Below are 13,953 nucleotides of genomic sequence, written 5' to 3' on the forward strand. Positions count from 1 at the left end.
CCCCGGATCAACCTTTGCACTTCGCTTGGAATTCTTCGGGGAACGAGGACAAGTAGCTCTGCATGGGCATCACGGCCGCATCGGCCAGAACGCAGATCGTCTTGCCCTGCATGTTGCGCGTGATCTCCCATACGAGATCGATGTCCTGCTTCGCTCCGTGACCGTGATGAAACTTGTGCATCAGTTTCTCGAGCCAGCCCGTGCCCTCTCGGCAAGGCGTACACTGGCCGCAGGACTCGTGATGATAAAAGCGCATCAGGTTGTAGATGGCGCTCACGATGTCCCGGGTCTCGTTCATCACGGTGATGGCGCCCGAGCCCAGCATGCTCTTGTGCGCCGCGAGGCACTCGTAGTCCATCGTCACGTCGGCGACCTTGTCGCCCTTGATGAGGGGAGCCGATGACCCGCCGGGAATCACGGCTTTGATGCTCTTTCCGGCGACACCCCCACAGTGTTCGTTGATGATCGCCGAGAGTGGGGTGGCCAGTGGCACTTCGACGAGTCCGGGGCGTACCACGTCCCCCGAAACGCAGAAGAGCTTGTAACCGGGGCTCTTTTCGGTGCCCCACTGGCGGAACCAAGACGGTCCGTGCTTCAGGATGTGCGTGACGTTGCAGATCGTCTCGACGTTGTTGACGATGGTGGGGCAGCCAAAGAGTCCGGACACGGCCGGAAACGGTGGTTTGACCTTGGGGTAGCCGCGCCCTCCCTCAATCGAGGACAACATGCCCGTCTCTTCGCCGCAAATGTAGGCGCCCGCGCCTCGAACGATCGTGATCTGCAGATCGTAGCCCTTGCCGAAGATGTTCGGCCCCACGTAGCCGCGCGCACGCGCCTCGGCGACCGCGGCGCAAAGGCGTTCGAATCCCAGGATGAACTCGCCCCGCAGGTAAATGAAGGCGTGCTGACAGCCAATCGCGTACGACGCCAGAATGACCCCTTCGACCAACTGGTGGGGGTCGAGCTCGAGGATGTAACGGTCCTTGAAGGTCCCCGGCTCGCTTTCGTCTCCGTTGACGGCCAAGTACGTGGGTTTGCCCGTGTTCTTGGCCAGAAAGCCCCACTTCATGCCGGTGGGGAAGCCTGCCCCCCCTCGGCCTCTGAGGCCGGCGTCCTTGACCTTCTGAGTGATGTCAGCGGCGGGCGTGCCCACAAAGGCGCGGGCGGTCTCGTACCCCCCGTGGCTCTCGTAGTAGGCGATCGTATGCGACTGGGGGTGTCCGAAGTGCCGGCTCAAGACCGGCTCGAAGGGCACCGCACTCGGGAGGGCGGCGGGGTTCGTCGACGCTTGCTGGGGGGTATTGGACATGGGCGTGACTCCTCGGGATCGTGCGCCGCTTACGCCTTGGGCTCTGCGGGGCCCTGCTTGAAGTCGTGCAAGACGGGCAACGTGAAGACACGGCCCTGCATCTTCACACCGCTTTGGCCCTCGTAGGCCGTCTCCGGCTTACCCTCTTCACGCAGAAGGCTCGTAATGAACTGATCGAGCGCGGCTCCCTCGAAGCAGGTGTGGTGCGTAAAGTCCACCTGCACTACGGGAGGCTTGTGACAATCGGCCAGGCACTCGACCTTCTCCACGGAGAACAGGCCGTCGGCGGTGCGTTCACCCGGCTTGATGCCCAAACGTGCCTCGATCTGAGCCAAGGCCCTATCGCAGTGCCCCCCCATGGCGCACATCAAGGTGGCACAGACCATGAAGCGGTGCTTGCCGTGATGGGGACGCTTGTAGTGGGAATAGAACGTCACGGCACCTTGCACATGCGCCACGCTCACCTCGCACGCCTCCGCCGCGAGCGCCATACCTCGGTCGTCGATACAGCCAAACTGTCGTTCCACGACCCGAAGGACCATCAACAAGGCCGAACGCTTGTTGGGAAATTGCGCAAGCAGCTCGTTGACTTCACCTTGCGCTTCGGGAGGAAGAGAGGTCATCGGTCGAGCTCTCCTGCGATGACGTTCATCGAGCCCAAGATCGCCACGAGGTCCGAAACCATGTGGCCAGGCAGGATGTGCGACAGAAGTTGGTAGTTGTAGAAGGAAGGCGAGCGGACCCGCATGCGGTAAGCGCTGTGGCTGCCGTCCGAGACCAAAAAGAACCCAAGCTCGCCGTTGGGAGCTTCCGTCGACGAATAGAGTTCCGCCTTCGGGGGATGGATGCCATGGTCTTGCCCGGGCATCACCACCTTGAAGTGGTGGATGAGCGACTCCATATCCCGATAAACCAGATCCTTGCTGGGAAGAATCCGTTTGGCGCTTTCGTGGTTGATGGGCCCCGGCTCGAGGAGCTTCAACGCCTGGCGTACCATCGCGATGCTCTGCTCGAGCTCGTCGATGCGAATCAGGTACCGCGCCAGGCAATCGCCCTCTTCGTGCAGCGGCACCGAAAAATCCAGCTCGGGGTAAACGAGGTAGGGCCGGTAGGCGCGCTGGTCGAGGGGAACACCCGAGGCCCGGGCCACAGGCCCCGAAAGGCCGAACGAGAGCGCCTGGTCCTTGGTGATGACACCAACGCCCTGGGTGCGATCGAGAAAGATCTTGTTGTTGACGAAGCTGTCCCGGAGCTGACCCAAGGTCTGCTCGCAAGTGTCCATGATCTGGCGGGTCCGCGCCTCGAACCCCTCTGGCAGGTCGAAGGCAAGACCACCCACGCGGGTGTAGCTGGTCGTGAGGCGTGTCCCGGTGGTAGCCTCGAAGATGTCGTAGAGCTTCTCGCGCTCGATCATGGTCCAGAGGACCGAGCTGAAGGCCCCCAGATCCATCGTCATGAGGCCCACGCAGAAGATGTGGTCGGCGATCCGGCTCATCTCGGCCAAGATCGTGCGGATGACCTGCCCGCGGCGTGGCACCTCGATGCCCAGCAGCTCTTCGACCGCCAGGGCGTACCCGATGTTGTTGTTGAGCGGCGAGAGGTAGTTCATCCGATCGGTCACCGTGATGAACTGATTGAACGAGTGGTGTTCTCCGAGCTTCTCGAAGCCGGTGTGAAGGAACCCGATCTCCTGCTCGCAAGCCAAAACCTTCTCACCCGCCAGCTGAAGCTTCACACGCAAAGTGCCGTGCATGGCCGGGTGGGAAGGGCCCACGTTGACCGAGACCACGTTCTCGGCCAGCTCTGAAACCTCGGTGTCGTAGCTATACATGTGACCCTGAGCGCCAGGTGCAGGCTAGCCGGTGAAGGCGCGATAGACCTCGAAGTCGGCGCGCTCGCCTTTGCCCCGCAGCGGGTAGCCTTTGCGCAGCGGGTGGTCGCGATAGCCGTCTGGCAGCAGGATTCGCTTCAAGTTCGGGTGGCCCTCGAACACGATGCCGAAGAAGTCGAATACCTCACGCTCTGCCCAGTCGGCCCCGGCGAAGAGCGGAACCGCCGTGGCAAGACGAGGAGCGCTGTCCGCCACGAACGCGCGGACCTTCACCCGAGCGCCCGTCTCAGGGCAGAGCAAGATGTAGATCACACCGAAACGCGCCGGTTGCGCCTCGGGGTACTTCGCATAGTCGACCGCGGTCAGGTCGACGAGGCACGTGCAGCCAAGGTCGTTGCGCAGGAACGCGAGCAGCGATGGGGCCACCTCGGCGGTGACGTCGAAGCCCTGCTGAAGGCCCTCTTGATACCCCCGAAGCAGCCGCCCTTCGAACTGCGCTTGCACCCGCTGCGCGATGGGCGGTCCGGTCGTCGGGTCGAAAACGATGAGCGCGTTCCCCATGTCAAACCTGCTGCGCTTTTTCGGTGTAGGCCTGGGTCGAGGCCTTGCCCTCGCGGGCTTTTTCCTGAACGACCATCAAGGCCTCGATGAACGCTTCGGGGCGAGGCGGGCAGCCAGGGATGTAGGCATCCACGGGAAGAAACTGGTCGATTCCCTGGATGAGCGCGTAGGTGTCGAATACGCCTCCGCTCGAGGCGCAGGCGCCCATCGAGATGCACCACTTCGGCTCCGGCATCTGCTCCCAAATCCGCATGAGCACGGGCATCATCTTCAAGGAGATTCGCCCCGAGACGATGAGCAGGTCACTCTGGCGGGGCGAAAACTTGAGCACCTCGGAGCCGAAGCGGGAGGCGTCGTATTTCGACATCAATGCCGCCATCATCTCGATGGCACAACAGGCCACGCCGAAAGGCATGGGCCACATGCTGTTCGAGCGCGCCCAGTTGATGGCGCTCTCGAGCGTCGTCGTGGTGATATCGAAAGGCTTCTCTACTGCCATTCTAGCGCTCCGGTCTTGATGACGTAGTACAGCCCCAACGCCAACAATCCCAGGAACACCAGCACGAGGGGCAAGGCCCCGCTGCCAATCAGACCTTTGAAACCAAACGCCCACGGAAGCAGGAAGATGGTCTCAACGTCGAACAGAATGAAGAGCAGCGCGAAGGTGTAGAACTTGATGGCGACGGGTTTGTGAGGTGTATCCACCTGTTCGAGGCCACACTCGTAAGGCTCGAACTTTTGGCGGCTCCGCACACGCGGCCCTACGGCCGAAGCAAAAGCGAGCACACCCGCTCCCAACGCAAACGCTACGAGAGCGAAAAGAGCGAGGGAGATGTATTGGGTGAGCATCACAGGGGGGCTGCGGTGGGGAACGTAGGTGACACGTGCGCGGTTTGCAAGGTCCGTATTCGGCTCTTTGTCTTCGGCGGGCGGCGTCGGTTCTGAAGGACCGCCGGTCGGAACAGACTGGTCAGGATGGCAAATCCGGGCCATTTGATGCCGGTCGTCGGAAGTCCGCGCCCCAGGTGTGGGGCGAACGCGACCACCGGTCGTCGGCGCCTTTCGTTCACGATCCGTTGCGCCCGTGTCACGAACCTCGGCGTAGACACGCCCGAACGGGGGCTTCCGAGGGAATTTCGCGGGACGGCAGCGGGCGGCCCCCCCGGGCGCCCTGTGCTACGGTGGTCAGCCGGAGTGAGGCCTCGGGCCCCTTCGGCGAAGCGGGCTCGGGGGCGGCGCAACGTCCCGAACCAGCCACCCACATGGATAAGATCGTCATCAGGGGCGCGCGCACCCACAACCTCAAGGACGTCCACCTCGAGATCCCGCGCAACAAGTTCGTCGTGATCACGGGGCTCTCGGGGTCCGGGAAGTCCTCGCTGGCCTTCGACACGATCTTCGCGGAAGGCCAGCGCCGCTACGTCGAGTCACTTTCGGCCTACGCACGCCAGTTTTTGGACCAGATGGACAAGCCCGATGTCGACAGCATCGAAGGGCTCTCCCCGGCCATCGCAATCGAGCAAAAGACCGTGCCTCGCAACCCGCGCTCCAGCGTGGGCACCATCACCGAGATCTACGACCACCTCCGCCTGTTGTGGGCGCGGGTGGGCCACGTGTTTTGTTGGAGCTGCGGCGCGCGCATCCAATCTTTCAGCGTCCAGCAAATGGTCGACCAGGTGTTGGCCCTGAAGCCTGGCACCCGCTTTTCGGTGCTGGCGCCGATGGTGCGCGCGCAGCGCGGCGACTTTACCAAGGAGCTGGCTCGTCTCGCCCACGAAGGGTTCGTCCGCGCAGACGTCGACGGCGAGCTGGTGGAATTGAGTGAGCCGCCCGCACTCGACCCGGACACGACGCATACCATCGAGGTCTACGTGGATAGGCTGGTCCTCAAGGACGGGATCCGGCAGCGGCTCGCGGACTCCATCGAGCTGGCCGCGAAGCTGTCGGGGGGACTCGTCAGGATCGCCCCCCTCGAGGGCGAAGACCTGCTGTTCAGCGAAACCTGCGTCTGTCCGACGTGCAGCGTCTCTTACCCGCCTCTGTCGCCGAAGCTCTTTTCCTTCAACAGCCCCGTGGGGGCGTGCCCCGCTTGTGACGGGCTGGGCGCCAAGCTCTTCTTCGACCCCGAGCTCATCGTCCGCGACCCCGAGCTGTCGCTGCGCGAAGGTGTCATCGAAGCCTGGGAGCGCCGCAACGCCCCCTTTTACCAGCAGGTGCTTGCAGCCTTGTCTGAACACCAGGGTTTCGACCTGGACACGCCGTGGAAGAAGCTCTCGGCAAAAGTGAGAAAGCTCATCCTCGAAGGGTCAGGCTCCAAGGAGATCCCGATCTCCATCGAGCGCAACGGCCGAAGCCAATCGTTCACGCGACCGTTCGAGGGGGTTCTGCCCAACCTCCAGCGCCGCTTCGAGGACCACGTCAAGCGCCAGCGGGACCAGGGCCGCGCGGGCGAGGAAGACTTCGAGGCGGTCTTCGACGAATTCCACCGCTACATGCGCGAAGCGCGCTGCGAGACCTGCGAGGGAACACGCCTGCGCACGGAGGCCCGCCACGTCAAGGTGGGTGACAAAGCACTCACCGAGGTCACGGGCATGACGGTGAAGGAGGCGCTCGCGTTCTTCGAGACGCTGGAGCTGCCCCGCAAAGAGCGGCTCATCGCGGACCGCTTGCTGAGGGAGATCGCCAGCCGCTTGCGCTTCCTGGCCGCCGTGGGCGTCGATTACCTGTCCCTCGACCGCAGCGCCGCTTCGCTGTCGGGAGGCGAGGCGCAGCGCATTCGTCTGGCCACGCAGATCGGCAGCGGGCTCGTGGGGGTGCTCTACATCCTCGACGAGCCCTCGATCGGCCTTCACCCGCGGGACAACGCCCGCCTGCTCGAGACCCTCTTTCGCCTGAGAGATCTGGGTAACTCGGTGCTGGTCGTCGAGCACGACGAGGAGACGATCCGGAAGGCCGACTGGGTGATCGACATGGGTCCGCGCGCCGGCGAACTCGGTGGGCGCGTGGTGGCCGCAGGCCCTCCCGACGTGGTTGCGGCGAACGAAGCCTCCCTCACCGGGGACTTCCTCTCTTTACGCAAGTTCATCCCGGTTCCCAAGCGCCGCCGAACGACCAAGGGGAAGCATCTGACGTTGTCCGGCGCTCGTGCGCACAACTTGAAGAACGTCACGGTGAAGATCCCCCTTGGGACCTTCGTGTGTGTGACGGGGGTTTCGGGCTCGGGCAAGAGCAGCCTCATCGTGGACACCTTGCTGCCCGCACTCAAGGCAGCGCTTCACCGCAGCAAGCCACCGCACGCCCCCTACGACGAACTCGACGGCCTCACCCACGTCGATAGCGTCATCGACATCGACCAAAGCCCCATCGGACGCACGCCGCGCTCGAACCCAGCAACCTACACGGGCCTCTTTGGGTTCATTCGTGAGCTCTTCGCGGAGCTACCCGAATCGAAGGCCCGCGGCTACAAGTCAGGCCGCTACTCCTTCAACGTGAAAGGCGGCCGGTGCGAGACCTGCCAGGGGGACGGCATCATCCGCATCGAGATGCACTTTCTTCCGGACGTGTACGTGCAGTGCGACGCCTGCCAGGGCCGTCGCTACAACCGCGAGACGCTCGAGATCAAGTACCGCAACGCTTCGGTCGCCGACGTGCTCGACATGACGGTGGACCAGGCCCACGGCTTCCTCGAGAACATCCCCAAGTTACGGCCGAAGCTCGAGACCTTACGCGAGGTGGGCCTGGGCTACGTGAAGCTAGGGCAAGCGGGGAACACGCTTTCGGGGGGCGAAGCGCAACGAATGAAGTTGGCCAAGGAGCTGGCCAAGAAGTCCACGGGGCAAACGGTGTACGTCCTTGACGAGCCCACGACGGGCCTGCACTTGGCGGACATCGACCAACTGCTTGGCGTGCTGCAGCGTCTCGTGGACGCAGGCAATACGGTCATCGTCATCGAACACGACCTCGACGTCATCAAGACGGCAGACTGGGTCATCGACCTTGGCCCCGAGGGAGGCCCTGGCGGCGGCCAGGTGGTCGCGGAGGGTCCACCCGAGGACGTGGCCAAGGTCGCAGCGAGCCACACGGGACGGTTCTTGCGCAAGGTTCTTTGACGCAAAGAGACGCGTCTCCTCGCGAACCGCGGTGTAACGGTTTTCGTTCTCGCGGGACCTAGAACTAACGAACGACAGTACCCTCACGAGCCCGCCGACGTGCCTCCCCGCGAGTCCCTTGGCATAGTTGTCCAGGCTTGTTCACGCGCGCCCGGACGCAACGCCTTACCTCCGAACTGCTCATGCCCACTTCCCTCACCAACCGCCTGTCACATCTTCTTTTTCTCGGGCTGATTGTAGCCTTGGCCCCCGCGCGCGCGCAGGGAGCGCCTCCAAAGTCGCCTCACGCGCGGGTCACGCTGTTGGCCGATCGAGCGGCCGCGAGTCCCACTGGCACGCTCGAGCTGGGCCTGCTCTTCGATCTCGACCCAGATTGGCATATCTACTGGAAAAACCCGGGCGATTCGGGCCAGGCCCCGAAGGTCACCTGGAAGGTGCCCGCCGGTTTCGCGGTGAGCACGCTGGACTGGCCCGTGCCTCAACGGATCGCCTCCGGACCGCTCATGAACTACGGCTACGGCCATCAGGCCCTCTTTCGCGCGACGCTGCACGCGCTTCCTGGCGAAGCGGAGGCCTCCAAGACCCTCGACGTCGCCGCCAACGTGCGCTTCTTGATTTGCCGTGAGGACTGCATCCCCGGCGAGGCCGACGTGGCCCTGAGCCTTCCCGTGGTGCCCGCAGGTGCCGATGCGCCCCCTTCCCCGTCCGCGCCTCTGTTTGCGCAGGCGCAAGCCGCAGCGCCCTCTTCGCTCGGCCCCGTGCAGGTCTCCGACCAGGGCACACACGTGGCGCTCGCCTTCACGCGCCCAGAAGGGGTTCCCGCGGGAACGGCTTTCGTCCTCGTGCCGGAGACCCCGCTCGTGATCGCCAACGCGGTTCCGCAAGCCCAGGAAGACAGTGGGGATACGGTTCGTGTGCTGGCCGAGAAGTCCGATCCGGCCACGCCTGTCCTGGCCTTGTCGGGCCTGCTCTTGGCTGAAACTACCCCCGCGCGGGTTTATGCGTTCGAAGGGCAGCTCATCCCGTCAGGGGCCGCCCCCGCTGCGAAACCCGTCAAGATCGGCAGCTCCGTGCCCGCCCAGCCCCCCCGGGAAGAGGAAGGCGGCACCACGCTGTGGGTGGCCCTGGGTCTTGCGTTTTTGGGGGGCATGTTGCTGAACCTGATGCCCTGCGTATTCCCGGTTTTGTCACTCAAGATCCTGGGCTTCGTCTCCCACGCCCACGATCCCAAAGAGGCACGCCGGCACGGCTGGGCTTACACCGCGGGGGTGTTCGCTTCGTTTTGGGCCTTGGCGTTGGTGCTGGTGGTGGTGCGGGCGGGCAGTCACAAGCTGGGCTGGGGGTTTCAGCTGCAGTCTCCGGCCTTCGTTGCACTCTTGGCAGGGCTGATGGTGCTCGTGGGGTTGAACCTGCTCGGCACCTTCGAGGTGGGCCTTTCCCTGACGCGGCTCGGGCAGACGGGCGGGCGCAAGGGCGGCCTGGCCGGCTCTTTCAACACAGGCATTTTGGCCACCGCGGTGGCGACGCCCTGCACGGCGCCGTTCATGGGCACGGCGCTCGGCTTTGCGCTCACCCGCCCGGCCTTCGAGTCATTCGCGGTGTTCACCGCCCTGGCCGGGGGCATGGCTTTGCCCTACGTGTGGCTCAGTCATGCGCCCGGCGTGCTCAAGCGTCTTCCGCGACCGGGCAAGTGGATGGAGCTTCTGCGCCAGCTCCTCGCATTTCCCATCCTGGCCACCGTCATTTGGCTCCTGGCCGTGTTCAACCAACTCACGGGCCCCTTGGCGGTCTTCGAGCTCTTGGGGGCCCTGCTCGTTCTGGGTCTGGCGGGGTGGATCTACGGCGCGTTTCAACGCAGCAGCGGCCGTCCCCCCCTGGCCATGGCCCTCGCCGTGCTGACCCTGCTTGCAGGGGGCTGGCTGGGCGTTCGCGCGGCGGACAGCCCGGCGCCGTCGAGCGCAGGCACAACGTTGGCCGACGAGTTTTGGCAGCCCTGGTCTCCCCAGAAAGTGGCTGAGCTGCGTCAGCAGGGCCGCGCCGTGTTCGTGAACTTCACGGCCGCGTGGTGCATCTCGTGTAAGGCCAACGAACTGCTCGTTTTTTCGACGCCCGAAGTGCGCCAGGCCTTCGCCGCGCACGATGTGGTGGCGCTCAAAGCCGACTGGACGAACCGCGACGAGGTCATCGCGCAAGAGCTCGAGACCCACGGCCGCGCTGGCGTTCCGCTTTACCTGTTTTACCCACCCGCCAAGGAAGGGACTCCCACCACCTTGCCCTCCGTGCTCACGAAGGGGCTGGTGCTCGACGCGCTCGCCACCGCCACCCCGTAAGGCAGCGATCCCCCTGCCCAGCGCGTGCGTTTTGCGCCATGATGACGGCCATGCCGTTTTTGCGGGCGTGGCCCTTGTTGTTCGTGGCGGCCCTCGGCGCCTGTGATGGCGAGGACGCGTCGGTGCTCACGCCCGACGCGGACACCGGTGCAGGCCCAACCTTTGCGGGCCCGGCGCCCGCGCTTGCGGCCTCCCCGGGATTCGGGGCGCCCCCCCGCCTCGCCTTCCGCGTGTTGGCCGGGCGTGGGAACGGCGCCGTCGTCGATCCCGATGCGATGCTGGCGGCCCTCCGCAACGCTGAAGCCGTGTGCCTCGGCGAGACTCACGAAAGTTTCGCCGTCCAGTCGATGCAGCTTCTGGTCGCCGACCGCCTGCGCGCTGCCGCACCCGATGCCGACCTGGCCCTGGGCTTCGAGATGTTCCAGCGCCCCTTTCAAGACGCCCTCGACGACTTCTCCTCGGGGCGCATCGACCAGGGCACGTTGCGTACGCGTTCCGAGTACGACACGCGCTGGGGCTGGTCGTGGGAAAACTACGCGCCCCTCGTGCAGCACGGCCGCGACCACGGACATCCCTTGCGCGCGCTCAGCGCCGCACGAGAGCTCACCGCGCGGGTGTCGCAGGTGGGTGTGAGTGGGCTGAGTGCCGAAGAGCAAGCTCAGATGCCGGAGCTCGACCTTGGCGATCAAGCCCACCGGGCCTGGTTTCGCAACATCATCCAGGCCGTTCATCCCGAACTCACCGAAGCCGGCTTCGAGCGCTTCTACACGACACAGGTCATTTGGGACGAGTCCATGGCCGAAGGCAGTGCCTCCTGGCAAAAGGCAGCGCCGGGCCGGCGCGTGCTGATCTTCGCCGGCCGCTATCACTGCGTGGACATGGCGATCCCCAACCGTCTCAAGCGTCGAGGCCTGAGCCGCGTGATGGGTTTGCAGATCGTCGAGGACGACCCCGCCGAGGTGGCGCAGGCCCTTGCCCTTGATCCTGCCGACTTCATCGTGCCCGTGACGCTGACCCCCTGAGCGCTTACCAAGCCTGCCGTTCCTTGGTATGTTGCTGGCCGGGTCATGAGCAAACTTCTCGAACGGATCAAGTCTCGTCAGGCAAACGTGGTGGTGGTGGGGGCCGGTTACGTCGGGCTCCCGCTGGCGGTGGAGGTGGCCCAGTCGGGTTTCCCCACGGTGACGTACGACAAGTCGACGGGCAAGGTGGAGGCTGTCAACCGGGGCGAATCCTACATCGGGGACGTGCCCTCGAAGGTGCTCGCTCCCCTCGTCAAGGAAGGCCGCCTGCAGGCATCGGCAGATCCCGATGTGCTGAAGACGGCAGATGCGATCATCATTTGCGTACCCACGCCGCTCAACAAAACGAAGGATCCCGATAACTCCTTCATCCTCGACGCCGCCGACATGATCGCCTCGCGCATGCGGCCCGGGCAGCTCATCGTCCTCGAGAGCACCACCTTCCCCGGATTCACCCGGGAAGTGTTGGTGCCGAAGCTCTCCTCGAGCGGGCTCGAGGCGGGGCGCGATTACTTCGTCGCGTTCTCACCCGAACGCGTCGACCCCGGCAACCCGAAGTTCCACACCAAGAACACCCCGAAGGTGATCGGTGCCGACAGCGAAGAGGGGCTGGCGGCGGCCACCGCGCTCTACGCCAGCTTCATCGATACGTTGGTACCCGTCTCGAACACCGATACGGCCGAGATGGTGAAGCTTCTCGAGAACACCTTTCGGGCCGTGAACATCGGCCTCGTCAATGAGGTGGCGATCATGTGCCAGCACCTCGGGCTCAATACCTGGGAAGTCATCGAAGCGGCTGCCACGAAGCCCTTCGGCTTCATGCCTTTTTTCCCGGGGCCGGGACTTGGGGGGCACTGCATCCCGATCGATCCCCTGTACCTGTCCTGGAAGCTGAAGACGCTCAAGTACCAGGCCCGCTTCATCGAGCTGGCCGACAACATCAACTCGGGCATGCCGGGCTTCGTCGTGTCTCGAGTCACCGATGCCTTAAACGACCGCAACAAATCGGTGCGAGGCTCGAAGGTGTTGGTCAGCGGCGTTTCCTACAAGCGCGACATCGACGACGTGCGGGAATCGCCCGCCATCGACATCATCGAGCTGCTCCGCAAGCGCGGCGCCGAGGTGTCCTACTACGATCCGCACGTCGCAGCGGTGAACGCCGAGACCACGCACGGCGCACTTGCGCAGGAAGTTCCGGCGGCGGCCCTCCAGGATGCCGGCTCCTTCGATTGCGTTCTCATCACCACCGATCACCGTGCCGTCGACTACGCACAACTCGTGGCGAACGCGCAGCTGGTGGTCGACACGCGCAACGCCACCAAGGCGCTCCGGCAGGAACACGGCCACAAGATCGTGTCCCTGTAACCGATGGGCGCCATGGTCATGGAAACCATCCCCTACGGGGGGTGGAAGAGGGCGCTTCGTCTTGGCAATGGGGTTGTGGAACTTCTTGCGACCCTGGAGGTGGGTCCTCGCATTCTCCGCTTCGGTTTCGTGGGCGGGGCCAACGTGCTCAAGGAGATCCCCGAGGAGCTCGGGGGCCAAGGTGAAGCGCAGTTCATGATGCGCGGGGGGCACCGCCTGTGGACCTCGCCGGAAGATCCCGCGCGCACCTTCGCGCCCGATAACGGCCCCGTCGATGAGGAGAGGCTGGCAGGCTCGGTGGCGCTCACCACACCGGCCGACCCTGACACCGGGCTCGAACGCACCATGCGCCTCGTTCTCGACGAGACGAAGCCCCGCCTGACGATCGAGCACGTGATCAGGAACCGCTCGGCGCACAGCCACACTCTCGCCCCCTGGGCCCTCACCGTCCTGGCCCCAGGAGGCACCGCGGTTTTCCCCCTGCCCGCCTACGCGCCTCATCCGGGCAATGCGGGAAAAAGCGCCACGGACTTTGCTCCCCAGCTGTCGCTCGCGCTGTGGCCATATTTTCGGTTCACCGATCGACGCTTCACTTTCGGCGATCGCTTCGTGCGCATCCAACAGGATCCGCGCGCCCGGGGCCCAGCCAAGATCGGCGCCGGGCTACGCGAGGCCTGGGCCGCGTACCAACTCGCAGACCTCGTCTTCATCAAGCGATTCCCCTTCGATGAGGGGCGTGTTTACCCCGATGGCAACTGCAACTTCGAGAGTTATACCGATGCGGGCATCCTCGAGCTCGAATCACTGGGTGCGCTGAGCAAGCTCGAGCCTGGAGATGAGGTGCTTCATACGGAGACCTGGTCACTTCACGAGCGCCCAGCGGGCTTCGACGTGACTTCCGCGAGCGAGGACCTCCTCGCAGCAACCTTCGCGCCGTGGCTGGGCAACTCGTAGGGGTGACACCCACCCAATCGTTACACGCCTTGCACTCTTTTCGGCCGTTTCAAGTGATTTTTTGCTTCCGTTTCTGGGGAATCAGCTAAAGTGGCCTCCGTTTTCCCGCAGAAAAGGAGTGTTTGATGGCCGCCACAAAAGGTCCGCTTTCCAAGTCCGCCCTGATCCAGACGATCGCCGACAAGACCGAGCTCGCCCGTAAAGATGTCAAAGGCATCCTCGAGACGCTCGGCGCCTTGGGGCAGCAAGAGCTCAAGAAGAACGGTTTGTTCGTCGTACCCGGGCTGGTGCGCATGCTCGTACAGAAGAAGCCGGCCACCAAGGCACGCAAGGGCGTCAACCCCTTTACGGGCGAGCCTGCCGTGTTCAAGGCCAAGCCTGCACGCAAGGTGATCAAGGCCCGGCCCGTGAAGGCCGCCAAGGACGCCGTCGGCTGAACCGTCATGCGCCCCGTGGGGCAACACTTCAGTAA

The 13,953-nt window shown here is 64.3% G+C and carries 12 protein-coding genes; 6 read left to right on the top strand and 6 right to left on the bottom strand.

Going from position 1 to position 13,953, the window contains the following annotated elements; all coding sequences use genetic code 11:
- Positions 1-7 precede the first annotated feature (7 nt).
- Genes nuoF through KA712_25170 form a run of 6 tightly spaced genes read right to left on the bottom strand, consistent with a single transcriptional unit; the run spans position 8 to position 4,550 of the window.
- Entirely contained in the window at positions 8-1,309 is a 1,302-nt protein-coding gene (nuoF, locus tag KA712_25145) for an NADH-quinone oxidoreductase subunit NuoF (protein ID MCG5056247.1), read from the bottom strand.
- 29 nt (positions 1,310-1,338) lie between these two features.
- Positions 1,339-1,932 carry an NAD(P)H-dependent oxidoreductase subunit E gene (locus KA712_25150; GenBank protein ID MCG5056248.1) on the bottom strand — a complete coding sequence of 198 codons (594 nt, stop codon included), beginning with the start codon at positions 1,930-1,932 and terminating at the stop codon, positions 1,339-1,341.
- On the bottom strand, positions 1,929-3,140 hold the full coding sequence (locus KA712_25155) for an NADH-quinone oxidoreductase subunit D (GenBank protein MCG5056249.1): 1,212 nt from the start codon (positions 3,138-3,140) through the stop codon (positions 1,929-1,931). The genes KA712_25150 and KA712_25155 overlap by 4 nt, the downstream gene beginning before the upstream one ends.
- Positions 3,141-3,164: 24 nt before the next feature.
- Positions 3,165-3,701, bottom strand: a complete 537-nt coding sequence (locus KA712_25160) for an NADH-quinone oxidoreductase subunit C (GenBank protein MCG5056250.1) — start codon at positions 3,699-3,701, stop codon at positions 3,165-3,167.
- A 1-nt stretch (position 3,702) separates the two neighbouring features.
- Positions 3,703-4,200, bottom strand: a complete 498-nt coding sequence (gene nuoB, locus KA712_25165; protein ID MCG5056251.1) for an NADH-quinone oxidoreductase subunit NuoB — start codon at positions 4,198-4,200, stop codon at positions 3,703-3,705.
- Positions 4,191-4,550 (bottom strand): NADH-quinone oxidoreductase subunit A, encoded by a 360-nt coding sequence (locus KA712_25170; protein ID MCG5056252.1) that lies wholly within the window; start codon positions 4,548-4,550, stop codon positions 4,191-4,193. The genes nuoB and KA712_25170 overlap by 10 nt, the downstream gene beginning before the upstream one ends.
- Positions 4,551-4,963: 413 nt before the next feature.
- On the opposite strand from KA712_25170, the gene uvrA reads away from it, so the two are divergent.
- The 6 genes from uvrA to KA712_25200 all read left to right on the top strand — a co-directional run bounded on the left by uvrA (position 4,964) and on the right by KA712_25200 (position 13,918).
- Positions 4,964-7,810 carry an excinuclease ABC subunit UvrA gene (gene uvrA, locus KA712_25175; GenBank protein MCG5056253.1) on the top strand — a complete coding sequence of 949 codons (2,847 nt, stop codon included), beginning with the start codon at positions 4,964-4,966 and terminating at the stop codon, positions 7,808-7,810.
- Between the two features lie 182 nt (positions 7,811-7,992).
- The gene (locus KA712_25180) at positions 7,993-10,140 is read left to right on the top strand and encodes a thioredoxin family protein (protein MCG5056254.1); all 2,148 of its coding nucleotides are present in this window, start codon (positions 7,993-7,995) and stop codon (positions 10,138-10,140) included.
- A gap of 50 nt (positions 10,141-10,190) precedes the next feature.
- Positions 10,191-11,162 (top strand): ChaN family lipoprotein, encoded by a 972-nt coding sequence (locus KA712_25185; GenBank protein MCG5056255.1) that lies wholly within the window; start codon positions 10,191-10,193, stop codon positions 11,160-11,162.
- A 45-nt stretch (positions 11,163-11,207) separates the two neighbouring features.
- On the top strand, positions 11,208-12,527 hold the full coding sequence (locus KA712_25190) for a nucleotide sugar dehydrogenase (protein MCG5056256.1): 1,320 nt from the start codon (positions 11,208-11,210) through the stop codon (positions 12,525-12,527).
- 12 nt (positions 12,528-12,539) lie between these two features.
- A complete protein-coding gene (locus KA712_25195; protein MCG5056257.1) occupies positions 12,540-13,481 on the top strand; it encodes a DUF4380 domain-containing protein in 942 nt (313 codons plus the stop codon).
- Between the two features lie 125 nt (positions 13,482-13,606).
- Entirely contained in the window at positions 13,607-13,918 is a 312-nt protein-coding gene (locus KA712_25200) for an HU family DNA-binding protein (protein ID MCG5056258.1), read from the top strand.
- Positions 13,919-13,953 lie beyond the last annotated feature (35 nt).

The organism is Myxococcales bacterium (genome assembly GCA_022184915.1).
In the GTDB taxonomy this organism is placed as follows: Bacteria; Myxococcota_A; Polyangia; order Fen-1088; family Fen-1088; genus JAGTJU01.

Coding starts and splice junctions, on each gene's coding strand:
- KA712_25180 (MCG5056254.1), top strand. CDS start 7,993: ATGCCCACTTCCCTCACCAACCGCCTGTCACATCTTCTTTTTCTCGGG.
- nuoB (MCG5056251.1), bottom strand. CDS start 4,200: ATGGCAGTAGAGAAGCCTTTCGATATCACCACGACGACGCTCGAGAGC.
- KA712_25170 (MCG5056252.1), bottom strand. CDS start 4,550: ATGCTCACCCAATACATCTCCCTCGCTCTTTTCGCTCTCGTAGCGTTT.
- KA712_25200 (MCG5056258.1), top strand. CDS start 13,607: ATGGCCGCCACAAAAGGTCCGCTTTCCAAGTCCGCCCTGATCCAGACG.
- nuoF (MCG5056247.1), bottom strand. CDS start 1,309: ATGTCCAATACCCCCCAGCAAGCGTCGACGAACCCCGCCGCCCTCCCG.
- KA712_25195 (MCG5056257.1), top strand. CDS start 12,540: ATGGTCATGGAAACCATCCCCTACGGGGGGTGGAAGAGGGCGCTTCGT.
- KA712_25150 (MCG5056248.1), bottom strand. CDS start 1,932: ATGACCTCTCTTCCTCCCGAAGCGCAAGGTGAAGTCAACGAGCTGCTT.
- KA712_25155 (MCG5056249.1), bottom strand. CDS start 3,140: ATGTATAGCTACGACACCGAGGTTTCAGAGCTGGCCGAGAACGTGGTC.
- KA712_25160 (MCG5056250.1), bottom strand. CDS start 3,701: ATGGGGAACGCGCTCATCGTTTTCGACCCGACGACCGGACCGCCCATC.
- uvrA (MCG5056253.1), top strand. CDS start 4,964: ATGGATAAGATCGTCATCAGGGGCGCGCGCACCCACAACCTCAAGGAC.
- KA712_25185 (MCG5056255.1), top strand. CDS start 10,191: ATGCCGTTTTTGCGGGCGTGGCCCTTGTTGTTCGTGGCGGCCCTCGGC.
- KA712_25190 (MCG5056256.1), top strand. CDS start 11,208: ATGAGCAAACTTCTCGAACGGATCAAGTCTCGTCAGGCAAACGTGGTG.